General features: G+C 65.8%; 16 protein-coding genes. 9 read left to right on the forward strand and 7 right to left on the reverse strand.

Annotation, left to right across the window (positions count from 1 at the left end):
• Positions 1-33 precede the first annotated feature (33 nt).
• Positions 34-645 carry an AprI/Inh family metalloprotease inhibitor gene (locus ACLI1C_RS15060; protein ID WP_411398024.1) on the reverse strand — a complete coding sequence of 204 codons (612 nt, stop codon included), beginning with the start codon at positions 643-645 and terminating at the stop codon, positions 34-36.
• 119 nt (positions 646-764) lie between these two features.
• The gene (locus ACLI1C_RS15065) at positions 765-998 is read right to left on the reverse strand and encodes a hypothetical protein (RefSeq protein ID WP_411398026.1); all 234 of its coding nucleotides are present in this window, start codon (positions 996-998) and stop codon (positions 765-767) included.
• Positions 999-1,206: 208 nt separating this feature from the next.
• On the opposite strand from ACLI1C_RS15065, the gene ACLI1C_RS15070 reads away from it, so the two are divergent.
• From ACLI1C_RS15070 to ACLI1C_RS15085, 4 genes are read left to right on the forward strand one after another with little or no spacing between them, the layout of a single operon-like run.
• Positions 1,207-2,313 (forward strand): microcin C ABC transporter permease YejB, encoded by a 1,107-nt coding sequence (locus tag ACLI1C_RS15070; RefSeq protein WP_411398027.1) that lies wholly within the window; start codon positions 1,207-1,209, stop codon positions 2,311-2,313.
• The gene (locus tag ACLI1C_RS15075) at positions 2,310-3,452 is read left to right on the forward strand and encodes an ABC transporter permease (protein WP_411398029.1); all 1,143 of its coding nucleotides are present in this window, start codon (positions 2,310-2,312) and stop codon (positions 3,450-3,452) included. The genes ACLI1C_RS15070 and ACLI1C_RS15075 overlap by 4 nt, the downstream gene beginning before the upstream one ends.
• Positions 3,449-5,077 (forward strand): ABC transporter ATP-binding protein, encoded by a 1,629-nt coding sequence (locus ACLI1C_RS15080; protein ID WP_411398031.1) that lies wholly within the window; start codon positions 3,449-3,451, stop codon positions 5,075-5,077. The genes ACLI1C_RS15075 and ACLI1C_RS15080 overlap by 4 nt, the downstream gene beginning before the upstream one ends.
• A gap of 49 nt (positions 5,078-5,126) precedes the next feature.
• Complete coding sequence (locus ACLI1C_RS15085; RefSeq protein WP_411398032.1) at positions 5,127-6,983, forward strand: extracellular solute-binding protein; 1,857 nt, start codon at positions 5,127-5,129, stop codon at positions 6,981-6,983.
• Between the two features lie 170 nt (positions 6,984-7,153).
• On the opposite strand, the gene ACLI1C_RS15090 is transcribed toward ACLI1C_RS15085, so the two are convergent.
• From ACLI1C_RS15090 to ACLI1C_RS15105, 4 genes are all read right to left on the reverse strand, one after another.
• Positions 7,154-11,500, reverse strand: a complete 4,347-nt coding sequence (locus tag ACLI1C_RS15090) for a translocation/assembly module TamB domain-containing protein (protein ID WP_411398033.1) — start codon at positions 11,498-11,500, stop codon at positions 7,154-7,156.
• Positions 11,500-13,374 carry an autotransporter assembly complex protein TamA gene (locus ACLI1C_RS15095; RefSeq protein WP_411398035.1) on the reverse strand — a complete coding sequence of 625 codons (1,875 nt, stop codon included), beginning with the start codon at positions 13,372-13,374 and terminating at the stop codon, positions 11,500-11,502. Before ACLI1C_RS15095 ends, ACLI1C_RS15090 begins: the two co-directional genes overlap by 1 nt.
• 331 nt (positions 13,375-13,705) lie before the next feature.
• Positions 13,706-15,655 carry a MacB family efflux pump subunit gene (locus ACLI1C_RS15100; protein WP_411398037.1) on the reverse strand — a complete coding sequence of 650 codons (1,950 nt, stop codon included), beginning with the start codon at positions 15,653-15,655 and terminating at the stop codon, positions 13,706-13,708.
• Between the two features lie 3 nt (positions 15,656-15,658).
• Positions 15,659-16,858, reverse strand: coding sequence for an efflux RND transporter periplasmic adaptor subunit (locus ACLI1C_RS15105; protein ID WP_411398038.1), 1,200 nt, complete (start codon positions 16,856-16,858; stop codon positions 15,659-15,661).
• 271 nt (positions 16,859-17,129) lie between these two features.
• On the opposite strand from ACLI1C_RS15105, the gene ACLI1C_RS15110 reads away from it, so the two are divergent.
• A complete protein-coding gene (locus tag ACLI1C_RS15110) occupies positions 17,130-17,906 on the forward strand; it encodes an SDR family NAD(P)-dependent oxidoreductase (RefSeq protein WP_411398040.1) in 777 nt (258 codons plus the stop codon).
• Positions 17,907-17,973: 67 nt separating this feature from the next.
• On the opposite strand, the gene ACLI1C_RS15115 is transcribed toward ACLI1C_RS15110, so the two are convergent.
• Positions 17,974-18,999 carry an Ldh family oxidoreductase gene (locus ACLI1C_RS15115; protein ID WP_411398042.1) on the reverse strand — a complete coding sequence of 342 codons (1,026 nt, stop codon included), beginning with the start codon at positions 18,997-18,999 and terminating at the stop codon, positions 17,974-17,976.
• 167 nt (positions 19,000-19,166) lie between these two features.
• Here ACLI1C_RS15115 and ACLI1C_RS15120 point away from each other — a divergent pair, with 167 nt between their 5' ends.
• The 4 genes from ACLI1C_RS15120 to ACLI1C_RS15135 all read left to right on the forward strand — a co-directional run bounded on the left by ACLI1C_RS15120 (position 19,167) and on the right by ACLI1C_RS15135 (position 23,377).
• Positions 19,167-20,060, forward strand: coding sequence for an aromatic ring-hydroxylating dioxygenase subunit alpha (locus ACLI1C_RS15120; protein ID WP_411398044.1), 894 nt, complete (start codon positions 19,167-19,169; stop codon positions 20,058-20,060).
• An 87-nt stretch (positions 20,061-20,147) separates the two neighbouring features.
• Complete coding sequence (locus ACLI1C_RS15125) at positions 20,148-21,848, forward strand: Rieske 2Fe-2S domain-containing protein (RefSeq protein WP_411398046.1); 1,701 nt, start codon at positions 20,148-20,150, stop codon at positions 21,846-21,848.
• 154 nt (positions 21,849-22,002) lie between these two features.
• The gene (locus ACLI1C_RS15130) at positions 22,003-22,644 is read left to right on the forward strand and encodes a glutathione S-transferase family protein (protein WP_411398048.1); all 642 of its coding nucleotides are present in this window, start codon (positions 22,003-22,005) and stop codon (positions 22,642-22,644) included.
• A 217-nt stretch (positions 22,645-22,861) separates the two neighbouring features.
• A complete protein-coding gene (locus ACLI1C_RS15135; RefSeq protein ID WP_411398050.1) occupies positions 22,862-23,377 on the forward strand; it encodes an Hsp20/alpha crystallin family protein in 516 nt (171 codons plus the stop codon).
• Positions 23,378-23,439: the final 62 nt, after the last annotated feature.

Here is a 23,439-nt window from a genome sequence, read left to right on the forward strand (position 1 = left end):
CACGGTTTGCAGACCGGCATCACCCGACGGCAATCACCGCGACATGGAGATGGCCTGGCCACCACCCATCGTCCCGATATAGCGGCCAGCGCTCGGGGCGAGGAAAGCGGCGATATTGCCGTTGTCATCATAGAGCTGAAGCTGGCTGCCGACCTGCTGCCAGCCGGTCACCGAAGCGATCTGCGGCACGGTGCAACCCGGAGCCGACGCACGGTAGTAGCTGGTGCCGGTCTTGGCGGTCATCGGCAGGTTGATGCGGCAGGTCGCGGCACCCGCCGCCACATTCCACACGCCTTCGGGGCCGGAGCTCATGCCGCCGGCAACGGGCTGGGCCAGCGGGTCGAGCGACACGATGGAGCCACCTGTGCTCGCCGTAGCGGTCGGTGTCGCCATTGCCGTCTGCGTGGCGGGGACGCCGCCCAGCACGGGCTGGCCGGAAAGGCCGGGCGCAGCGGTGCCGGTGGCGCCGATTGCCGGCAGCGTACCCTGCTGCACAGTCGACGTCTGCACCGGCTGCAGCTGGGCCGGGGCCCCGATCGTATTGAGATTGGCTGTATTAGAACCGGTAGATTGGCACGCCGCCAGCACAACGGCAATTGCCGCCACGCCCACCGCGGACAATGATCCGCGCATCCAAACCGTCATGGGTTCGCTCCTGCCCTAAGGCTTAATAAAGGTTAACAGCTGGGCTGGCTTATAGCCAAAGCCTGCGCTGCGTTCAACCGCCCGGTCCGCATCCGAGCAAAGGCACAGCAATATGGCCATTATGGGCCCGGTGCCGCCATTTCCTTCAACAGCTCCGCGGCCAGAACAGTTGCATCGCCGGCCTCTTCCTCGGGCACCTGCACCGGCACACCCTCGGCGCCGAACAAATTCGGCACTCCCGGCAGGCCGCCCTCGCCCTGCTCCAGCGGATGAAACCCATAGGCCCTCAGCGCCACTTCGAGCGCTCTTGCCATGGACGCATTCTTGGCTCGGGCAATGATCTGATAGGCCATGCAGGCTCCTCGTAATGCCCTGATCCTGCAGGGAGTGGGTTGGATGGGCAAGGGGTTATTGCTCAGTGCTTGCCCAGGGGGCGCTTCCAAGCTTGCCAAGCCTTCATCAAAGTGTTGCACTTGGCGCAAGTCGTTTCACCGCATGGTGATTTGCTGGCGGAACGACCCAGCGCTTAGCTCCACGCAAACTTGACTGCCCGGAGACCCGATGGGCGCCTACATCCTCCGCCGCCTGTTGCTGATGATCCCGACCGTATTCGGCATCATGGCCATCTCGTTTCTCATCACCCAGTTCGCCCCCGGCGGCCCGGTCGAGCAGGCCCTCGCCAACCTGTCCGGCCAGAATTCCTCGATTGCCGAGCGCATCACGGGCGGTGGCGGGGGCGACCTCGCCGGCCAGGCTCCCCAGACCCAGCAGGGTGGCACGACCTCGACCTATCGCGGCAGCCAGGGCCTCTCCCCCGACCTGGTCGCGCGCATCGAAAAGCAGTTCGGCTTCGACAAGCCGCCGCTCGAGCGCTTCGGTCTCATGCTGTGGAACTATCTCCGCTTCGATTTCGGCGACAGTTACTATCGCGACATCTCCGTCATCGACCTGGTGCTGGAGAAGATGCCGGTCTCCATCTCGCTCGGCCTGTGGATGACGCTCATCGCCTACGGCATCTCCATCCCGCTCGGCATCAAGAAAGCCGTCACCGATGGCTCGCGCTTCGACGTCTGGACCTCGACCGTGGTCATCATCGGCTACGCCATCCCGGGCTTCCTTGTCGCCATCGCATTGATCGTGCTCTTTGCCGGCGGCAGCTTCTGGTCGGTCTTTCCCTTGCGCGGCCTCACCTCGCCCGGCTTTGACAGCTTCCCCTGGTGGCGCCAGGTGCTCGACTATTTCTGGCACCTCGCTTTGCCCATCATCTCCATGGGTCTCGGCGCCTTCGCCACGACGACCCTGCTCACCAAGAATTCCTTCATCGACGAAATCGGCAAGCAATATGTCACCACCGCCCGCGCCAAGGGGCTGACGGAAAACCAGGTGCTCTACCGCCACGTCTTCCGCAACGCCATGATGCTGATCATCGCCAGCTTTCCCGGCGCCTTCATCGGCGCCTTCTTCGGCGGCTCGCTGCTGATCGAAACCATCTTCTCGCTCGATGGCCTGGGCCTGCTCGGCTTCCAGTCCGTGGTCAGCCGCGACTATCCGGTGGTCTTTGCCACGCTCTACATCTTCTCGCTGCTCGGGCTGGTCATCTCGCTGATCTCCGACCTCGCCTATATGTGGGTCGATCCCCGCCTCGATTTCGAAAGCCGGGAAGTATGAGCGAGATGGCAGGCCAGGCCGCCGCCATCGAGGCGCCACGCAACCGCTTCCTCTCCCCGCTCAATGCGCGCCGGCTCGCCAACTTCCGCGCCAATCGCCGTGGCTACTGGTCGCTGTGGATCTTCCTTGCGCTGTTCCTGGCCACCCTCGGCTCCGAACTCATCGCCAACGACAGGCCCATTGTCGCCTCCTACCAGGGCGAACTGCTGTTCCCCGCCTTTGTCGATTATCCCGAATCCAGGTTCGGCGGCTTCCTCGCCATCACCAATTACCGCGACGATTTCATCGCCGCCGAGATCGAGGCCAATGGCTGGGCCATCTGGCCGCCCATCCGCTTCAGCTATGGCACGGTCGACGGCTTCCTGCCCTATTCCGGCGCCGTCGCACCCAGCTGGACCATGACCCAGGCCGAGAACTGCGCCCGCTATCCGCTGCAGGTCGCCGATCCCAATTGCCACTGGGGCAATTTCCACTGGCTCGGCACCGACGATCGCGGCCGCGACGTCGTCGCCCGCCTGCTCTACGGCTTCCGCATCTCCATCCTGTTCGGCCTGACGCTGACCATCCTCTCCTCGGTGATCGGCGTTGTCGCGGGCGCGGTGCAGGGCTATTTCGGCGGCTGGGTCGACCTGCTGTTCCAGCGCTTCATCGAGATCTGGACCTCCATCCCCGCGCTCTATCTGCTGCTGATCATCTCCTCGGTCATCGCGCCCAATTTCTGGGTTCTCCTCGGCATCCTGCTGCTCTTCTCCTGGGTGTCGCTGGTGGGCATCGTGCGCGCCGAATTCCTGCGCGGCCGCAATTTCGAATACATCGCCGCCGCCCGCGCCCTCGGCGTCTCCAACATCACCATCATGTTCCGCCACCTCCTGCCCAATGCCATGGTGGCAACGCTCACCTTCATGCCCTTCATTCTCTCCGGTTCGGTGGTCACCCTCACCTCGCTCGACCTGCTCGGTTTCGGCCTCCCGCCCGGCTCGCCCTCGCTCGGCGAATTGCTGGCCCAGGGCAAGAACAACCTTCAGGCCCCCTGGCTCGGCCTCACCGGCTTTTTCACCATCGCCATCATGATGACCCTGCTGGTCTTCGTCGGCGAAGCTGTCCGCGATGCCTTCGATCCGCGGAAGTCGATCGCATGACCGCCCCCCTCCTCTCCATCCGCGACCTCACCATCGCCTTCGGCGCCAAGCCCGCCACCCGCAATATCTCCTTCGATATCGCCCCCGGCGAGACCGTCGCCCTGGTCGGCGAAAGCGGCTCCGGCAAATCGGTCACCGCCCTGTCCATCCTGCGGCTCCTGCCGCCCACGGCCCATGTCACCGGCCAGATCCTGTTCAAGGGCCAGGACCTCGTTGCGGCACCACCTGAGGAACTCCGCGCCGTGCGCGGCAATGACATCTCGATGATCTTCCAGGAGCCGATGAGCTCGCTCAATCCGGTCCACACCGTCGAAAAGCAGATCGGCGAAGTCCTCGCCATTCATCGCGGCCTGCGCGCCACCGCCGCCCGCAAGCGCACGCTCGAACTGCTCGATGCCGTCGGCATCCCCGATCCAGCCAGCCGCCTCTCCGCCTATCCGCACCAGCTCTCGGGTGGCCAGCGCCAGCGCGTCATGATCGCCATGGCCCTCGCCAACGAGCCCGACCTGCTGATCGCCGACGAACCCACCACCGCTCTCGACGTCACCGTGCAGGCGCAGATCCTCACCCTGCTCAAGGAGCTCCAGGGCCGCCTCGGCATGGCCATGCTGTTCATCACCCACGATCTGGGCATTGTCCGCCGCATCGCCGACCGCGTCTGCGTCATGACCGATGGCGAGATCGTCGAGACCGGCCCGGTCGCACCACTTTTCGCCACTCCGCAGCACGCCTATACGCGCCACCTGCTGGCCGCCGAGCCCCGCGGCACCCCGCCCGCCTCCGACCCCACCGCCCCCGCCATAGTCGACGTCGCCGATTTGAAGGTCTGGTTTCCCGTCAAGCGCGGCATCCTCAGGCGCACCGTCGGCCACATCAAGGCGGTGGACGGCGTCGATCTTTCCATCCGCCGCGGCGAGACCCTGGGCGTTGTCGGCGAAAGCGGATCCGGCAAGTCCACGCTCGGCTATGCCATCCTCCGCCTCCTGCCCTCTGACGGCCGCATCGTCGTCCTCGGCAATGAGGTTCAGTCCCGCTCCTGGAAAGCCATGCGGCCGCTGCGCGCCGATATGCAGATCGTCTTCCAGGACCCGTTCGGCTCGCTGAGCCCCCGCCTCTCGGTCGATCGCATCATCGGCGAAGGCCTTGCCGTCCACGCGCCACAGATCGGCGCCAGGGAACGCGATGCCCGCGTCGTGAAGGCACTGGAGGAAGTCGGCCTCGCCCCCGAAACCCGCTTCCGCTACCCCCACGAATTCTCCGGCGGCCAGCGCCAGCGCATCGCCATTGCCCGCGCCATGGTGCTCGAGCCCAAATTCGTCGTGCTCGACGAGCCCACCTCGGCGCTCGATGTCTCCATCCAGGCCCAGGTGGTCGATCTGCTGCGCGATATCCAGCAGCGGCGGGGCCTCACCTACATGTTCATCTCCCACGATCTCAAGGTCGTGCGGGCCATGGCCAACCAGCTCATCGTCATGCGCAATGGCCGCATCGTCGAACAGGGACCCGCTGCCGATATTTTCGCGGCGCCGCAGTCCGACTATACTCGCGCGCTCATGGCTGCCGCCTTCGATCTGGCCGTGGTTCGCCCGCAAAGTCTTGATCCGGCGCCCTCTGTCACGCCGTGACGATTGCGCCTAGTCTGCTGTCATCAAACCGCAATTCCGGAGCCGTCCGATGAAACTCGCGCCCCTCCTCGCCGCCGCCGGCCTGCTGCTCGCCTTCGTTGCTCCGGCGCTGGCGCAAACCCAGACCGGCGTCTGGACCCATTCCTTCTCGACCAATGGCGAGCCGCCGAAATATCCCGCCGACTACACCCATTTCGACTACGTCAATGTCGATGCTCCGAAAATCGGCGTCGTCCGGCTCGGCGACATGGGGGGCTTTGATACCTTCAATCCCATCCTGCCCAAGGGTGAGGCCGCCGCTGGCCTGGGGTTCGTCTATGAGACGCTGATGACGCCCTCGCTGGACGAGGTGAATACCTATTATGGCCTGCTTGCCAAAGAGCTCATGATCGCTCCGGACTACGGCGCGGTGACCTTCCGCATCGACCCCGACGCCAAATGGCATGATGGCCAACCAGTGACGGCCGAGGACGTCGCCTGGTCCTTCGATATCAGCAAGGAAATTAACCCCAACTCGGCCCAGTATTACGCCAACGTCACCAAAGCTGAGGTCACCGCACCCGGCGAGGTGACCTTCACCTTCGACCAGACCGGCAATCGCGAGCTGCCGCTGATCCTGGGCCAGCTCTTGGTGCTGCCGCAGCACTGGTGGGAGGGCACCGATGCCGAGGGCAACAAGCGCGATATCGCCCAATCCACCCTCGAGCCGCCCATGGGCTCGGGGCCCTATGCGCTTTCCAGTTTCGAGGCCGGCCGCACCCTCAGCTACAAGCGCGTCGAGGATTACTGGGGCGTCGACCAGCCTACCCGCGTCGGCACCAACAATTTCGAGGAGGTTCGCTATGAGTACTTCCTGGATCTGACTGTGCAGTTCGAGGCCTTCAAGGGCGACCAATTCGATTGGTGGAGCGAGAACCAGGCCCGCCGCTGGGCCACAGCCTATGATTTCCCCGCCGTCACCGAAGGCCGCGTCATCAAGGAACTGTTCCCGCAGGATTATGCCGATAACGGCCTAATGGTGGGCTTCGTGCCCAATCTGCGCCGCGAGAAGTTCCAGGACGAACGGGTCCGCCGGGCGCTGAACTACGCCTTCGATTTCGAAGAGCTGAGCAACACTGTTTTCTTCAACCAGTATGAGCGCATCGACAGCTATTTCTTCGGACTGCCCTTCAGGGCGACCGGCCTGCCGGAGGGTGAGGAACTGGACATCCTCAATTCGGTAAAGGATCTTGTCCCGCCAAGCGTTTTTACCGAGCCCTATACCAACCCGGTCAGTGGCGATCCGGCCAAGCTACGGGCAAATTTGCGCCAGGCGCTGACCCTGTTCAACGAGGCCGGCTACACGCTCGATGGCACCCGGCTCGTTGATGCCAATGGCACCCAGTTTGCCTTCGAAATTCTGCTCAATGGCCCCACTATCGAACCGGTTGCGGCCAATCTCGTGACCAACCTGGCTCAGATCGGCGTTGCGGTAACAGTGCGCACCGTCGACAGCCCGCAATTCATCAACCGTGCCCGCTCCTTCGATTATGACATGATCTATTCCGGTTGGGGCCAATCCTTCTCGCCCGGCAATGAGCAGCGCTATTTCTTCGGTTCATCAAGCGCCAACGAGCAGGGCTCGCAGAACTACGCCGGCATTGCCGACCCGGGCGTCGATGCCCTCATCGACAAGATCATCGGCGCCGACGACCGCGCCACCCAGGAAGCCGCCACCAAGGCGCTCGACCGCGTGCTGCTGCATCGCCATTATGTCGTTCCCAGCTACACCCTGCGCAATTCCCGCATTGCCCGCTGGGACCGCTTCAGCCACCCCGAACCGCTGCCGGAATTTTCGAGCGGTTTTCCGACCATCTGGTGGTTTGATGAGGCCAAGGCGGCCAGGACAGGTGGGGCGAGCCAGTAGTCTGACACTCGGTCATCGCGGCTCTCACACCCTTCCCAACCTCCCCCATCAAGGGGGAGGTGCTGCCCAGCGATTTGGACTGGATCGTGCCACACGAGTGGAGCGAACCGCCTCCTTGATGGGGGAGGTAGGAGGGGGTGGGGCCACACATGCAACGTGTAGTTCGGCCCCTAATAGTCCCGCTCATAAAACACGCCGAGGCTCGAATTTCCGTCCTGCCCGGCCGCGCCCGTCACCTTGAGGTCATCGGTCACGTCGAGGTTGATCGTCACCTTGTTCTGGCCGCCGGCGCCCGCCTGCACACCCAGATAGACATTGTCCTGGATATAGGTCCCGGCCTGCACCGCCACATTGCCGCTGTCATCGGTGACGATGTCGAGATCGGCCAGCCCGGCCGCACCGCGCAGGCTGTCGACCAGCCCATTGCCGCCGCCGCCCACCAGTTCCGCCGCAGCCCCGGCCAGCCGGGCCAGTTGCAGGGGCGATAGCTCCCCCATCGACCGGTTGAAGATCAGCCGGCTCAACACTTCATCCTGCGGCAATGCTGGGCTCGAGCTGAAGGTCACATTGATGTCCGACGCGCGGCCCGAGACGGTGACGAAGACGGTGATCCCCTCGCCTTCGGTGCGCGCGACGAGGTTCAGGAATGGATCGAGATCGCCCACCAGCGTCACCGTGCCGCTTTCGAACGTCACCCGCTGTCCCAGGATCGACAGCCGGCCGCGATTGAGCGAGAAGCCGCCCACCGGCTGGATATCGTTGAGCGGACCCGTCAGCCGCACCGTGCCGCCCATTTCGGCATCCAGCCCGCGCCCGCGGATGAAGATCTGGTTGGGCGCGCTGAGATTGATATCGAGCACCACGCCTGCCGGCCGGGACTGCGGAATGGGCGCGCCGCTGCGCTCGTCGATCCGGGCCCGCGCCAGTGTCTGCTCCACCGCGGGGGGCGTGCGCACATGATCGACATCGATCAATTGTGCCCCGCCGCCGAAATTTTCCGGCACGGTGATATTGGCCTGCTCGACGAACACATCGCCACTCAGCAAAGGCGAGCCGGTCAGGTTGCCCGTCAGTGCGAGACTGCCCGAGACCGTCGCGACGAAGAGATTGCCATCCGCATAGCGCGCCGAGTTGAGCGCCACGCGCAGGTTGGCCGGAAAGCCACCCGACAGGCCGATCGACCCCGAGGCCGACACAGAGCCACCCGTCGCCAGGCTCCCTGCCAGGCTGTCGATCACCAGGTTGTCGCCATTGAGGCTCGCCGAGCCGCTCACGCCCTGCAGCCGCAGATTGAGTTCCGGATCGACATATCCAGCGCCGCTGGTCGATATCCGCCCGCCAAATTGCGGGCTCGCAAGGCTCCCCGTCACCCGCGCATCCAGCGTCAGGACGCCGCTCAACTGCCCGCCGCGGTCGGCAACGAAGCGGTTGCCCAGCGCCAGCGGCGCCGAGCCTTGCAGCGACAGATTGAGCCCATTGCCCTCCAGCGGCACCGTGCCGGAGCCACTGATCGTCAGGCCGCCCGAACCATTGGCGCTCAGCCCGGCCAGTGTCACCGTGCCGTTGCGGAATGTCCCATTGGCCGATGCCGTCAGCGGGGCAATACCGAATTCGCTGATCGCGGCCGCATTGACGCCCTCGGCCCGCGCCTCGAAACTCACCTGCGGATCGCTGCCCGTGCCCGATATATCGGCCCGGCCATTGAGCGTGCCCGCCAGTTGCAGGTCAGGCACCACCGCATTGGCGATCGACAGCGGCAGAGCATTGATCTCGAGCGCAATGCCCAGCGTCTCGCCCGCCGAACCGGTCGCGGTGATCGAGCCCGAGCCCACATCGAAGCGGACGGCCTCCAGCGCCACGCTGGACCCGGTCACCTGCAGCACGGTCGGTCGTGCCAGCCGCGCCGACAGCGTGCCCTGCTGCAGCTCCGCCCGGTCCACCGCAAGACTGTACCCGTCACCCACTGGCGTCAGCGACCCGGCAATGGCCACATCGGTGCCCGTCGCCAGCGCCGCCTGTGCGTCGAATGCCGTCGTGGCGCCACTCTGCGTCGCCCGTGCCGTCAGCCTCTCGATATCGACACCCGCCGCCGATACGTCGCTGGCATTGGCCGCGCCATCCACCGCCGGCACGCCAAACAGGTCCTCCACCGTCGCGTTGATATCGGCTGCCCCGACGCGGATGTCATTGACCACGAGGCCACGCACATCGCCGCGGATCGTTGCACCCTGCTTGCCTTCTGCCGGCGCCAGCGTCACCTCGGCATTGACCGCGCCTTCGGCATCCAGCAGCGCCAGCGCCGCCGGCACGGACACATCGGGCGACACCATGGTCAGCCCGCCATTGACCAGCCCGGTCACCACGGTCCGCGTCAGATCGCCGGTAATGCGCGTCCCTGCAGCCTGGAAGTCTATGCTCTCCAGCGCCTGCTGGCTCGGCGTCAGGCTGACACCGGCGGCCAGCGTGGTGCGGAACCCATCCAGCGACCCGGCGCCGGTAATGTCGCCATCGAGACGGTCGACATTGTAGCGCCCGACAAAGCCGACCTGGCCATCGCGCAGGGCCCGCCCGGCAAGCTCTCCGCTCGCAACGCGTGCGTCGAGATTGAGGTCGATCACGCCCTCGGCGCCCTTGGCCGTGCCCACCACGGCGAGTGCGCCGCTCGCCTGGTCCGACAGCAGCGCCAGGTCGCTCAGGTCCAGGTTGAAGGTGAAATCGGCCAGCGCACTGGCATAGGTACCATCCGCCAGGATTTGCAGCTGCTGGTTGGCAATGCGGAAATTCTCCGCCGTCAGCCCCGCCTCGGTGCGCGCCACCCGGCCGCTCAATGCCACCGTTCCGGCCAGGAGCCGGTCGGCAATCTCGTCATCGATCGCCAGATCGCTGCCCGCGCCATCCAGCGTCAGGTCGAAACCGCCGCTCAGCGGCATGATCGAGCCATTGGCCTGCAGCGCCAGCCCGCCATCCAGCTCGCGTCCCGCCAGCCCCGAGAACGGCGCAATGCTCGACGTCTCGAGATTGATGTCACCGGTGAAGTCGAACCCGTCCAGCTGTCCGGCCAGCGCCGCCGTCAGCGCCGCGCCTTCCACCCGGAATTCGGCCAGCTGCACCGGCTCGCCCGCATTCCACAGTCCTGCAATGCCGATGCCAATGCTGTCGCCCAGCGCCGCCCGCACTTCGTCGGACCCCGCAATGCCCGAAACCGCGCCATCGCCATTGAAGGTCAGCCTTCGCGCCGCCGGATCGTCCAGCGCTGATGCCACCCCGCCCAGCGTCAGCGCCACGGTTTCCGCGGCAAAGCCCGGCTGCTCGAAATCCTTGACCGCCAAGTTGGCCGACCAGTTGGTCGCGCTGTCGCCGGCATCCCCGCCATAGTCGATGCTCAGCTGCGCCGAGCCCAGCCGCGTCGCGCTGCCCGGCACCGGCAGGATCACCTGCCCACCCGCCGCGTCCGCCACGACGGCGTCGAGCGTCAGTGACCGCAGGAAATTGTCCGGCGTCGTCTCGGCCGCGCCTTCGAGCGACAGCTGCCCGCCCGTCAACCGCAGCCCGGTGATGGAAATCCCGCCTTCGGTCCGCACCAGCGCATTGGCCGTCAACGCCGTCTCGCTGCCGAAGAACGGCCGGTAGGGCTCCGCGATCAGCGTCGACAGCGGCCCGCGCAGGTCGGCGGCAATGGCAATGCCCTCCGCCTGCTGGCTCACCGTAGCCAGCCCGGACAGCGCCGTCTGCCCATTGGCCTGCAGCACCATCTCGCCGCGCAACTCGGTCACCGGCCCATTGCCCACCAGCGTCAGCGTCACCGCCGGCCGGTTCTCGATGCTGAGCAGGTTGGCGATGACGCCGTTTTCCGGCTCCACCAGCGACAGGCTGACATCGACGACATTGTCCGCCCGCTGATAGGCCACATCGAGATCAAGTGTCCCGCCCGGTCCATCCAGCCGCACGATATCCAGGTTGGCATCGAGATTGCCGCCATCCAGCGTCAGCGCCCCGGCCAGCGAAATCTCCGAGCCCAGCCCGAACACATTCTCGCCGAACGTCACCGAGGGCACGCTCAGCTCTTCAAGGATGATCGCCACCGGAAATTCCGGCACCGCCAGCCCGCCCGCTTCCGGCGGCGGCAGGTCCACTGCCCCCTCGGCCGGCACCGCGTTGCGGATATAGTCGATGGAATCGGCCCTGATCGAGCGTACTTCCAGCCGCCCTGTGAGCAGCGCCGCCTGGTTCCAGTTGAGCGTGGCATTGTTGACGCGCAGCCAGACCCCCTCGGTGTCCGAAATGGTGATCTCGCGCACCGAGACGTCCGATCCCAGGGCACCGTCGATATTGGACAGCCTGATCTGCCGCTCCGGCGTCGACAGCCGGTCCTGCACGAAGCTGGTCAGCCAGTCCTTCTGCTCTTCATTGTTCATCGTCAGCACGTCCTGCGCCACGATGGCAGCAGGCACGGCCAGCCCGACGAGGACCAGGAGGAGAACGATCAGCCGCTTCGGCCATGCCAGCAGCCGGGCCATCAGAAGGCCTGCCCGATGCCGACATAAAGCGCATAGTCGGGGTCGCCCGCCCGCTTGTTGAGCGGCACGGCCACGTCCAGGCGCAGCGGCCCCAGCCCGGTATAATAGCGCACGCCCACGCCCGCCCCGATCCGCAGATCGGTCAGCGCCGGAAACACGTCGGCCGCCACATAGCCGCCATCGACGAAGCCGACGACGCCGATATCCTCGGTCACCTTGGCCCGCGCCTCGATCGAGGCCTCCAGCAGGTAGCGCCCGCCGGTGATCACGCCCGCGCCATTGTCGACGCCGATCGATTTGAAGCCATAGCCGCGCACCGAGCCGCCGCCACCGGCAAAGAACAGCTTGTCCGGCGGGATTTCCGCCAGGCTCGGCCCCACCAGTGCCCCGGCCTTCAGCCGCCCGGCCAGCACGAAGGGATCATCCTCGCCAAAGCCGAAATAGGTGCGCCCCTCGACCGTCAGCCGCGCCGCCGCATTGCCGTAGTTCAGTTCGTAGAACGGCTCGACATTGACCGCGCCATACCAGCCGCTGGTCGCATCCACGCTGTCATCGCGGAAATCCAGCACGGCCCCGCCATAGAGCCCCACCGTCTTGAAGTCGCGCGTCCCGAACACGTCGTCGAAACGGTTGATCTCGAACTGCGTCCCGCCTTCGAGCGTGATCTGGTCCGACAGCATATGCGTCAGCCCGACCCGTCCCCCCGCCGAGATTTCGGTATAAGTCGGATAGATGGTGCGCTCCGCCGAAATGGCGGCGATAAGGTCGGTATCAGGCGTAAACATGCCCGGCTTGGTGAAGGTGCCGCCGAAGAAATAGTCGAACTGCGCCGTGTCGATCGGCCAGGCAATGCTGGCCACCCGCGCATCGAGCCGCAGCCGCTCGGCCTGCCCGAACAGGTTCCGCCACAGGTGGAATGCCTCGAGCCCCAGCCCATCTATCGTCGAATAGGTCGCGCCCACGCCAAACCGGCGGCCCGGCAATTCCTGAACGATCAGGTTATAGGGCAGCAATCCGTCGGCCCCGATGGCCTCGGCCGCCTCCAGCCGCGCCGCGCGGAACACTTCGAGCCGGTCGAGCCGCCGCTGCGCCAGCGCAAGCTCGTCCGGGTCATATTCTTCGCCCACCGTCAGCCCGGTCTGCCGCCGCACGAATTCGGGGTCCATCCGCTCCGTCCCGCTCACCGTCACCGCGCCGAACGCGGCCTTGGCTCCGGGATTGACCGTGATGGTCACATCCACCAGTTGCGTCGCATGGTCGGCCACCACGTCGCGGCTGACGATAACCGCCTTGGCATGCCCCTGCTGTCGCCACGCCTCGAGCGCCAGTTGCTCGGCGCGCAGGATCACCGATGACTTGGCGATTTCTCCCGTGCCGAAGCCGACGCTCAGCGGCGGCTCCACATAGTCGAACGGATCGCTGGTCGGCGCGGCCTGATTGACCAGGTTGACGCTGCTGAACCGGAACAGCGGACCGGGATCGACCACAATGGCCACATCCACCGGATCGGGCAGGTTGACGTCCGGCGCCAGGTTGGCCGCCTCGGCCCCGCCCACGCGAATGCTCACCGTGCCGCCGTAATGGCCCTCGTTGTAGAGTGCGGCGACGATGCGCCGATAATCGCCCCGCGCCTTGGCCAGGAGGCCCGCAGCGCCCGAAGCCGGCTCGTTCTGGTCGGCCACCAGCGCCGAAGCATTGCGCACCGCGCTCTCGACGCCCCCCGTGGCATTGACGGTGATGACAACGGTATAGGGCTGCGGATCGGCGATCACCGCATCGGCGTCGCTCTCATCCTCGAAAAACTTCATGCCGAAGATTTCGAATGCAGCAACAGGCGCCGCCGTCATGCCGAAACCGGCCAGGGCAACACACAAGGCGCCAAAACTCGTTACCAGACGCGCGATATGCAGTGGACCAGTTCCCGCCCGTTACGCTTCAACCAGAAGGCAGAAGCCTCAGTTTGCCCTCGGGGCAACAAGATTCAGTTAAGCACCCTGTGGCCGATCGCGCCGACGCTGCGCGTTCCCAACAGGCGTCCATTTCGTGGCCAGTTTAGGGCCGTCTCTGGGCAGGGACAACCTTTGCTGCACATTTGCCGCGAATTGTCGGGACCATGGTGGCCGATGGGCAACGTCTCTTGGCGTGACGTTGCAGTCGATAGCCGCCCCGTCAGGGGCGCGGCGCCAACCCGAAATCGGGGCACGCCTACTCCCGCGCCAGCGCCTCGACCGGGTCCAGCCGTGCAGCCGATCGTGCCGGCATGAAGCCAAACACCACCCCGATCAGGCTCGCCGACGCAATCGCCACCACGATCGATTCCGGCGAGTAGCTCACCTTCGCCCCCGCCACCAATGCCGTCAGCAGGCTCCCCAGGCCAAAACTCAGCGCCACCCCGGCCGCCCCGCCGACAAAACAAACCAGCACCGCCTCGATGAGGAACTGCCGCAGGATATCCCCACGCCGAGCACCCACGGCCATGCGGATACCGATCTCCTTGGTCCGCTCGGAGACGCTCACCAGCATGATGTTCATCACCCCGATGCCGCCAACCACCAGCGAGATCACCGCAATGGTCGAAATCAGCAGCGTCAGCGTCGCCGCCGTCGATTCGATCGTATCGCGAATGGTCGCCGTATTCTGCAGGAAAAAGTCGGCCTCCCCGCCATGCAGCCGTGTCAGCAGCTCGGTGATCTCGGCCTCGGCCTGGTCCATGTCATACTCGTCGCTCACCCGCACGGCGATGGAGCTGAGATGGGATTGGCCCAGTATCCGGTCCATCGCCGTCGTATAGGGCACATAGACATTGGCCGAACTGCCGCCCGGCCCGAAACCGGTGACATTGGCCACCACGCCGATCACCCGCACCGGCACCTTGTCGAGCAGGATCACCTGCCCGATCGGGTCCTCGCCATTGACGAAGAACGCATCGCGCGCATTGCCGTCGATCACCGCTTCCTGCGTGCGCTGGCTGATACTCGTCTCGCTGAAGCCCACGCCCGCATCGAATATGCGGCCATTGACCTGGAAATAGCCCTCGCCCACCCCCGTCACCGTGGCATTGGACGAGGTATTGCGGAACAGCACCGTTTCATTGCTCGAGACCTGGGGCGAGACGCTGTTGGCATAGGCCTGCTGCCCCAGCGCATCGGCATCGGATGGCACCAGCGTCTCGATGCGCTGCGAGCGCCGGTCGCCAAATCCCGTCCCGGGATAGACATTGATCGTATTGGTGCCGATCGAGGAAATATTGGCCAGCACCGTCTCCTGGCTGCCCTGCCCCAGCGCCACCACGCTGACCACCGAGGCGATGCCGATGATGATGCCGAGCATGGTGAGGAAGGTGCGCAGCTTGTGCGCGATCATCGCCCGCAGCGCCATGCGCAGCGCCTCGAGACTGCGGTCGATCCCCTCGCGCCAGCGGGCAGCCCGGCGGATGGTTTCCTTGGTCCGGTCGACCCTTGTATCGGCGCCCGTCCGCCGGTCGGCGATGATCACGCCATCCGATATTTCGATCACCCGCTCGGTCTGCGCCGCAATCAGCGGGTCATGCGTCACGATGATGATTGTGTGTCCGTCGCGATGCAGCTCGGCCAGGAGCGCCATCAACTCCTTGCCGCTGCGCGAATCCAGCGCCCCGGTCGGCTCGTCCGCCAGGATCACCTCGCCGCCATTCATCAGCGCCCGCGCCACGCTGACGCGTTGCTGCTGCCCGCCCGAGAGGGCATTGGGCCGGTGCGTCAGCCGCTCGCCCAGCCCCAGCCGGGTCAGCAGCGCAATCGCCCGCTTCCGCCGCGCCGCCCCGTCCACCCCGGCATAGATCGCCGGAATCTCCACATTCTCGACCGCATCGAGATCGGGCAGCAGCTGATAGCGCTGGAAGATGAAGCCGAAATGCTCGCGCCGCAGTTCCGCCAGCGCATCGGGCCCCAGCTTGCCCACCTCGCGCCCCGCGAACTGGTAGGTGCCTGATGTCGCCCGATCGAGACAGCCGAGAATGTTCATCAGCGTCGATTTGCCCGACCCCGACTGCCCCATGATGGCCACCAGCTCGCCCTGGTGAATATCGAGGTCGACATCCTTGAGCACCGTCACCGTCTCGGCGCCGGTCTGGAACTGCCGGGTCAGCCCGCGCAGCGAAATGATCGGATCGGCCATTGGTTACGGCCTGATCAGCATGCCGGCGCCGCCAGGTCCGCTCAGGCGTGGCCCGCCTTGCTGGCCGGCCGGCCGCGCCAGCGTCGCGCCGCCGCTGACCACCTGCTCGCCTTCGCTGAGCCCGCTGCGGATTTCCGCCACGATATTGTTGTTCAGCCCGACTTCGATCCGGCGCGGCTGCACCTGCTGGCTCGCCGGGTCATAGACAGGCACCATCACAATGCCCTGCGGGTCCTTGCGCGTCACCAGTGCCGCGGGCAGCGTCAGCGCATCTTCCACCTCGTCGAGCACGATGGTCACCTGCGCCGTCATCGAGATGCGCAGCTTGTGGTCCGGATTGGGCACGTCGAACAGCCCGTTGTAATAGACCGCGGCATCGGTGGCCTCCGCATCCGAGCTGATCGAGGTCGGCGCCGGCTCGACCTCGCGCAGCGTCGCGTCGATCTGCACGTCCGGCTCGCCCAGGATGGTGAAATAGACCCGCTGCCCGGCGGCCACCCGCACCACGTCGGCTTCCGAGATCTCGGCCTTGATCACCATCGTGTCGAGGTCCGCAATCTTGACGATGGTGGGAATGGTCTGGTTGGCATTGACCGTCTGGCCCGCCTCCACCAGCAGCGCCACGATGGTCCCATCGCTCGGCGCCACGATCCGCGTCCGCGCCAGGTTCAGTTCCGCCGATTCCACGCTCAGTTCCGCCTGCGCGATCTGTGCGTCGAGCTGGTCGATCTGCGCCCGCACCGAATCCACCGCCGATTGCGCCGTTTCCAGCGCCGTCTGCGACACCAGGCTATTGGCGCTCAGCTGCTGATTGCGCGCCAGTGCCGCCTCGGCCTGCGCCAGCGCGGCCTCCTGGCTGGCCCTCTGCGCCCTTATGCCGGCCAGCACGGCCTGCGCCGTCTTGACGGCATTCTCCTGGTCGAGGCTGTCGATCTCGACGATCAGGTCGCCCTTTCGCACATCCTGCCCAAGCGCCACATGCACGGCCTCGATCCGCCCGCTGACCTCGGCCCCCACGCTCACCAGCGAATTGGCCTCCAGCACACCCGATGCCAGCACGGTCTGCTCGATATCGCCGCGCCCCACGGCAACCGTGGTGGGCACCGCCGCGGCCTCCGGGGCCGCGAGGAAATACCACCAGGCCGCACCCCCTGCGCCGCCCAGCACCACCAACACGGCCAGCCACTTCGCCAAGCTCTTCAAGCCACAACATCCCGATTCTGATCCGCGCCAGCATAGGGCGCGGAGTCACCGCATTCACGTTAGGACTTGGTAATCACGTTACAGTTTGGAAAGCTTGGAGCCGTCCCGCATCGCTCCACTGGAGCGATTTGAGGCGGGAAGGCATGAGAGCTAAGCTCCAATGGCGATCCCATGCTTGCCCGATCCAGCAGATCCCTGCCGATCGACCGGTTGACGCCGCATCACCCCCGGTCCACCCTGCCGCACTCCCGCGACCCCCAGGATTTCTTCCATGTATCAGCTGCTCGATCCCAGCCGCTTCGTCGTCTTCATCACCGGCGCCACCTCCGGCTTCGGCGCCGCGGCGGCGCGCCGCTATGTGGGCGCGGGCGGCAAGGTGATCGCCACCGGCCGCCGCAAGGATCGCCTGATCGACCTGCAGATCGAGCTGGGGGCCGAAAACTGCCACATCATCGAGCTCGACATCCGCGACCGCGCCGCCATCGATGCCGCCATCGCCGACCTGCCGCCCCCCTTCAACGCCATCAACATCGTCCTCGCCAATGCCGGCCTGGCGCTCGGCCTGCAGCCCGCCGCCGAAACCGACATCACCGATTGGGAGACGATGATCGCCACCAATGTCACGGGCCTGGCCTATACCGTCCGCGCCTTGCTGCCCGGCCTTATCGCCCGCGGCGGCGGGCACATCGTCACCATGGGCTCGGTCGCCGGCGACTACCCCTATCCGGGCGGCTCGGTCTATGGCGCCACCAAGGCCTTCGTGAAGCAGTTCGCCCTCAACCTGCGCTCCGACGTGCAGGGCAAGAATGTGCGCGTCACCAATATCGAGCCGGGCCTCACCGAGACCGAGTTTTCCCTGGTCCGCTTCAAGGGCGACGAAGGCAAGGCCGCCAGGCCGTATGAAGGCACCAAGGCGATGAATGCCGACGACATCGCCGAGTCCATTTTCTGGACGACCTCCCTGCCCGCCCATGTCAACGTCAACCGCCTGCAGCTGATGGCGACCACGCAGGCCTTCAGCCCCTTCGACATCCATCGCGAGAAATAATCCGGCCACCGCTCCCCTTCTCCCCTCGTGGGAGAAGGTGCCCGAAGGGCGGATGAGCGGCCTTCCCCTAGAGCCCCAGGAACCGCACCGTATCGGGGTCGACTAGCACACCTTCGGCCTGCCGTCGTGCCCGCTCCGTCCATTCCCGGTCGCCCGGCGCCATCACGCGCTCGGCGCCCGGCCGCAGCGGCGCGCTGCGCAGGCCCGCCAGATAGCGCGTGATCATGGCCCCGAACAGGTCGCGCCCGATGAACTTGTCCGGGTCGATGACCAGCACGAAATGCCCCATATTGCGCGGCGTCGAGATGTCGTCGCCGCCATACATCGGGATGAAATCGGTATCGAGCGTCGTCCCGGTCAGCAGCGCCGAGAACAGCGTCGCCACCCCGGCCAGCCCCGCACCCTTATAGCCATATTGCGCCCCGCCCAGCGGCAGCAGCATGTCCACCTGCTCCGGGTCGGTGACCGGCAGCCCATCCGCATCGGCCGCCACGCCCTCGGGCAATTCCACGCCCAGCGAGCGGTGCAGCAGCACCCGGTTCATCGGGATCGACGACGTCGCCATGTCCAGCAGCCACGGCTCGCTGTCGGGCACCGGCGCCGCGAAGGCCAGCGGATTGGTGCCGTGAAAGCGCTGCGCCCCGTCGAACAGCGTCACCATGGAATCGGTATTGGTCGTGGCAAAGGTGACAAAGCCCTGCTCGGCCCCCGCCAGTGCATAGGCCCCCGCCGCGCCCAGATGCGACGAATGGGCAATCCCCACCGCCCCCACGCCCGCCTGCTGCGCCAGCGCGATACCCACCTCGACGGCTTTATAGGCCGCGTAGTGCCCCAGCCCGTCATCGCCATCCACCATGGCGCTGCCCGCAGCGCGAATATCGACCTTGAGTTGCGGATCCCTGTTGAGCCGCCCGCCCGCCAGCATGCTGCAATAGTGCTCGGTCAGCCGCACGCCATGGCTGTCGACGCCCAGAAGCGACGCATGCATCATGGCCCGCGTCGCCGCCAGCAGCGACGCCTCGCTCGCCCCCGCCTCGCGCAATGCCGCGGCCACCTTTGCCTCCAGCACCTCCGCCGCAAACCGCTCAGCCATGTTCTCCACGTCAAATTCCTCCATGAGCCGGCAGGTCAACTGCGCCAATCACCGCGTTCCATACCAGATTCCGCCAGCAATGCCTGCGGCACATATCCCCCGCGCCAACTTTCCACTGGCACTCGCGCGGCGCCGGATTATGCTCACCCCAAATGTTGAGACCGCCCATGCCCTCCATCGATCCCGTCACCCGCGACCTCTGGCACGTCATCGCCGCCACCGACGAAATCCCCGTCGGCCAGGTCGAGACCACAATCCTGCTCGACAGGCGCATCGCCCTCACCCGCGACGACGCCGGCAATCCCGTGGTCTGGCTGCGCACCAATGAGGAACCGGGCGACGAGATCGATCCCGAAACCATCCTCGACCGCCTCCCCGCCATCACCGGCTACGGCTATATCTGGACCAGCCTGGGCACCCCGCCCAAAGAGCTCTTCCCCATCCCCGAATATGCCGAGCCCGACCGCGTCAACATGAGCTGCGGCTCGATCGGCATCCACGTCTCGGCCCCCCGTGCCGTCGAAAACTTCCTCGACATGGGCCACTTCCCCTACGTCCACACCGACATTCTCGGCGCCGAGCCTCATACCGAGGTCAAGGAATACGACGTCGAGGTCTCCGAGGAGCGCGACGAGGTCCTCGCCACCCGCTGCCGCTTCTTCCAGCCCCGCGCCGCCCTCTCGGCCACCGAGGGCATGGAGGTCGAATATGTCTATCGCGTCCCCCACCCCTTTTGCTCGGTGCTCTACAAGTCCTCCCCCGAGGCCCCCGACCGCCGCGACGTCATCGCCATCTTCCTCCAGCCCATGACCGAGGAACGCTGCCGCGCCCACCTGCTGCAATCGATGATCGACAGCACCTCCACCATCACCGACCTGCGCCGCTTCCAGCAGACCATTTTCGGCCAGGACAAGCCCATCCTCGAAAACCAGTATCCCAAGCGCCTGCCGCTGGACCCGCGCGCCGAAACGCCCATCCGCGCCGACAAATCCGCCATCGCCTATCGCCGCTGGCTGAGCCAGAAGGGCATCACCTACGGCACCATTCCGATGGCGAGCTGACGAAATGGAGCGAGCCTCGTACGCCAAGGCTCGCCAACTCCGACCTCATCCGATCGTGGCGCGATCCCAATCTCCTCGGATGACCGCATGACCCTCTCCCTTTCCGACCCCACCTGGTACCCCATCGCCAGCTCGGAAGACCTCCCCTTCCGCCACGTCTATCAGGGCCAGCTGCTCGGCCGCGAACTGGCCGTCTGGCGCGCCGATGATGGCAATGTCAACGTCTGGGAAAACCGGTGCCTGCATCGCGGTGTGCGCCTCTCCATCGGCGTCAATGAAGGCGGCGAGCTCAAGTGCCAGTATCACGGCTGGCGCTATGCCAATCGCTCTGCCGGCTGCACCTATATTCCGGCCCACCCCGCCGACGCGCCCGCCCGCCGCATCGAGAACCGGACCTATCCGGTCCAGGAGGCCTTTGGCCTCGTCTGGTCCGCCGCCAATGACGACCTGCCCTTCGCGCCCTTCCCCGGCGCCGAGGCCGGCGACTGGTTTCCGCTCCGCCCCATGCCGGTCAATGCCGCGCCGGAAGACGTGCGCGCCGCCCTCGCCGGCCTCGCGCCCGATGACCAGCCCGCCGATCTGCTCCCCGGTCTCGCCATCCGCGCCGGCAGCACCATCTACTTCGTCCAGCCCGTCGATGCCGGCCGCGCCGTGATCCGCGGCCTTCTGCCCGCCCAACCCGACACCACCACGCTCCGCCAATACAACGAGACCCTCACCAAGCTCCGCGACCGCCTCGAGCGCGCCGCCGCCCGCAAGCCGGCGCCCGAGCCGCTCCAGCCCGCCTTCGACAAGGTCTCGGCCGATCTCGCCACCATGCCGGATATTCCCATTCCGCGCGGCAATACCCTGCCTGTCGTGGTCAGGCGCAAATGGACCAGCGCCGATGGCGTCATCGGCTTCGAGCTGGCCGCGCGCGAGGGGCATCTGCCCACCTTCCAGCCCGGCGCCCATATCGATGTGCACCTGCCCAATGGCCTGATCCGCCAATATTCCATCACCAATGGCCCCGGCGAGCTGATGAGCTACATCATCGGCGTCAAGCAGGAGAGCGCCTCCAAGGGCGGCAGCAAGGTCCTGGTCGAAACGGTACGCGAGGGCGACGTCCTTGCCATTTCCGAGCCGCGCAACAACTTCCCGCTGCGCCGCGACGCCACCCGCACCGTGCTCATCGCCGGCGGCATCGGCATCACGCCGCTGCTCTCCATGGCCCGCTTCCTCGACAAGTCGAACCTGCCCTACGAACTGCATTACTTCACCCGCGCCGGCGAACAGGTCGCCTTCCGCGGCGACCTTGAAGCGCTCCACGGCAAGGTGATGCTCCACACCGGCCTGCCCCGCGCCGAAATCGGCACGACCATAGCCACCGCCCTCGGCCAGTGGTCCCGCGCCCAGCATGTCTATGTCTGCGGCCCCGGCGCCATGCTCGAAACCGTCCGCGCCACTGCCGCCGCCCAGGGCTGGCCCGACGAAGCCATCCATTTCGAATATTTCAAGAACGACAAGGTCATCGACGACAGCTCGGCCTTTGACGTCGAACTCGCCCGCTCCGCCATGACGCTCCACATCCCCTCGGGCAAGACCATCATGGAGGTGATGCGCGAGGCCGGCCTCACCGTCCCCAGCTCCTGCGAACAGGGCGCCTGCGGCACCTGCCTCACCACCGTGATGGAAGGCGAGGTCGATCACCAGGACGTCTATCTCAACGACAGCGAAAAGCGCTCCAACACCTGCATGATGACCTGCGTTAGCCGGGCGAAGTCGGCCCGGCTGGTCTTGGATATATGATGATGAACACTGACCGGATGTCGCAGTCGTCTCCCTCCCCCTTGTGGGGAGGGATCAAGGGTGGGGGTGAGCCCCACGCGCCGCGTTCTCGGCCCACCCCCACCCCAACCCTCCCCACAAGGGGGAGGGAGTTCGCTCCGGGGATTACCCATCAATGATCACCCTCTACGACTTCGAGCTCTCCGGGAACTGCTACAAGCTCCGCCTGCTGATGAGCATCCTCAAGCTCCGCTATGACATCATCCCGGTCGACTTCTATCCCGGCCGCCAGCACAAGGCGGACTGGTTCCTGCGCCTCAATCCCTTCGGCCAGCTCCCCGTCCTCAAGGACGATGACCTCGTCCTCTCCGATTCCGGCGCCATCCTCGCCTACCTGGCCAAAAAGTACGACGCGACCGGCCTCTGGTTCCCCGACGATCCGGCCATCACCGCCGAAGTGCTCCGCTGGCATGCCGTAGCCGATGACATCACTGCCACCAGTTCCGCCGCCCGTCTCGCCCTCGGCTTCTTCTACGATTTCGACATCGCCAGGGCCCAGCAGGGCGCCCACCGCATTTTCCGCCTCATGGACGAACACCTCTGGTTCGGCGAGCGCGAAGGCCGCGACTGGCTCTGCTCACCCGCCCACCCGACCACGGCCGATATTGCCTGCTTCCCCTACGTCATGCTGAGCGAGGAAGGCGGCATCTCCCGCCAGGATTATCCGGCCCTCCGCCGCTGGACCGACCGCGTCCGCCGCATTCCAGGCTTCGTGGTCATGTCGGGAGTTTTCCCCGCAGGTCGGGCGGCAGAGTAGCAGACGAAAAAACCCTCCAGCGGCCCTTGAAGCGCCCCGATTGCAGACCAAGATCAATGGCGTCGGACGTCATCGCTTCGGCTCCTTTCAACCATGCGCCTGCCGTCCGGCATCGGACTGGTTTTCCTCGCCGCGAGCCTGGAGAGCCAGGATCAACCATCGGCCGGGCCGGAATTTTGTGCCGGCCCCGGTCGAGTGCATGAGAGGAGACGTATGAATGAGTATTCGTGATCTGATCCCTCGTGGTCGCAGCACTGGCGATGTCCCGGCGACCTATGGCCGTGGCGACGACAGCCCCTTCATGTCGCTGCACCGGGAGATGAACCGGCTGTTCGACGACGTGTTCCGCGATTTTGGCCGGCAGCCCTTGGGCCTTGGCCAGTCTTCCATGACCAGCTGGCCCAGCGTCGAGATCACCGAGACGGGCAACGAGATGCGGGTAACCGCGGAAATGTCGGGCCTCGATGAGAAGGATGTCGAGGTGATGTTCGACGATGGCGTCCTCGTTCTGCGGGGCGAAAAGCGCTCCGAAACCGAGGATAAGGACCGTCGCTTCTCCGAGCGCTACTATGGCCGTTTCGAGCGCCGCATTCCCCTGGGCTATGATGTCGATCAGAACAAGATCAACGCCCAGTTCAAGAACGGCCTGCTCACGGTGACCTTGCCGCGGAGCGCTGAAGCCGAGACCCGGCTCAAGCGCATTCCCATCAACGGCCAGAGCCCGATGCACTGAGTGCACTGGCGTCCCGGCCGGGGCTGTCGCCCCGGCCACTCGCCTGCCCGACAAGGGCGGGC

The organism is Devosia sp. XGJD_8 (genome assembly GCF_046614475.1).
Taxonomy (GTDB): domain Bacteria; phylum Pseudomonadota; class Alphaproteobacteria; order Rhizobiales; family Devosiaceae; genus Devosia.

What these genes read in the sequence shown, in the direction of transcription:
- ACLI1C_RS15060 (WP_411398024.1), bottom strand. Translation starts at nt 645, where the DNA reads ATGACGGTTTGGATGCGCGGATCATTGTCCGCGGTGGGCGTGGCGGCA.
- ACLI1C_RS15065 (WP_411398026.1), bottom strand. Translation starts at nt 998, where the DNA reads ATGGCCTATCAGATCATTGCCCGAGCCAAGAATGCGTCCATGGCAAGA.
- ACLI1C_RS15070 (WP_411398027.1), top strand. Translation starts at nt 1,207, where the DNA reads ATGGGCGCCTACATCCTCCGCCGCCTGTTGCTGATGATCCCGACCGTA.
- ACLI1C_RS15075 (WP_411398029.1), top strand. Translation starts at nt 2,310, where the DNA reads ATGAGCGAGATGGCAGGCCAGGCCGCCGCCATCGAGGCGCCACGCAAC.
- ACLI1C_RS15080 (WP_411398031.1), top strand. Translation starts at nt 3,449, where the DNA reads ATGACCGCCCCCCTCCTCTCCATCCGCGACCTCACCATCGCCTTCGGC.
- ACLI1C_RS15085 (WP_411398032.1), top strand. Translation starts at nt 5,127, where the DNA reads ATGAAACTCGCGCCCCTCCTCGCCGCCGCCGGCCTGCTGCTCGCCTTC.
- ACLI1C_RS15090 (WP_411398033.1), bottom strand. Translation starts at nt 11,500, where the DNA reads ATGGCCCGGCTGCTGGCATGGCCGAAGCGGCTGATCGTTCTCCTCCTG.
- ACLI1C_RS15100 (WP_411398037.1), bottom strand. Translation starts at nt 15,655, where the DNA reads ATGGCCGATCCGATCATTTCGCTGCGCGGGCTGACCCGGCAGTTCCAG.
- ACLI1C_RS15110 (WP_411398040.1), top strand. Translation starts at nt 17,130, where the DNA reads ATGTATCAGCTGCTCGATCCCAGCCGCTTCGTCGTCTTCATCACCGGC.
- ACLI1C_RS15115 (WP_411398042.1), bottom strand. Translation starts at nt 18,999, where the DNA reads ATGGCTGAGCGGTTTGCGGCGGAGGTGCTGGAGGCAAAGGTGGCCGCG.
- ACLI1C_RS15120 (WP_411398044.1), top strand. Translation starts at nt 19,167, where the DNA reads ATGCCCTCCATCGATCCCGTCACCCGCGACCTCTGGCACGTCATCGCC.
- ACLI1C_RS15125 (WP_411398046.1), top strand. Translation starts at nt 20,148, where the DNA reads ATGACCCTCTCCCTTTCCGACCCCACCTGGTACCCCATCGCCAGCTCG.
- ACLI1C_RS15130 (WP_411398048.1), top strand. Translation starts at nt 22,003, where the DNA reads ATGATCACCCTCTACGACTTCGAGCTCTCCGGGAACTGCTACAAGCTC.
- ACLI1C_RS15135 (WP_411398050.1), top strand. Translation starts at nt 22,862, where the DNA reads ATGAGTATTCGTGATCTGATCCCTCGTGGTCGCAGCACTGGCGATGTC.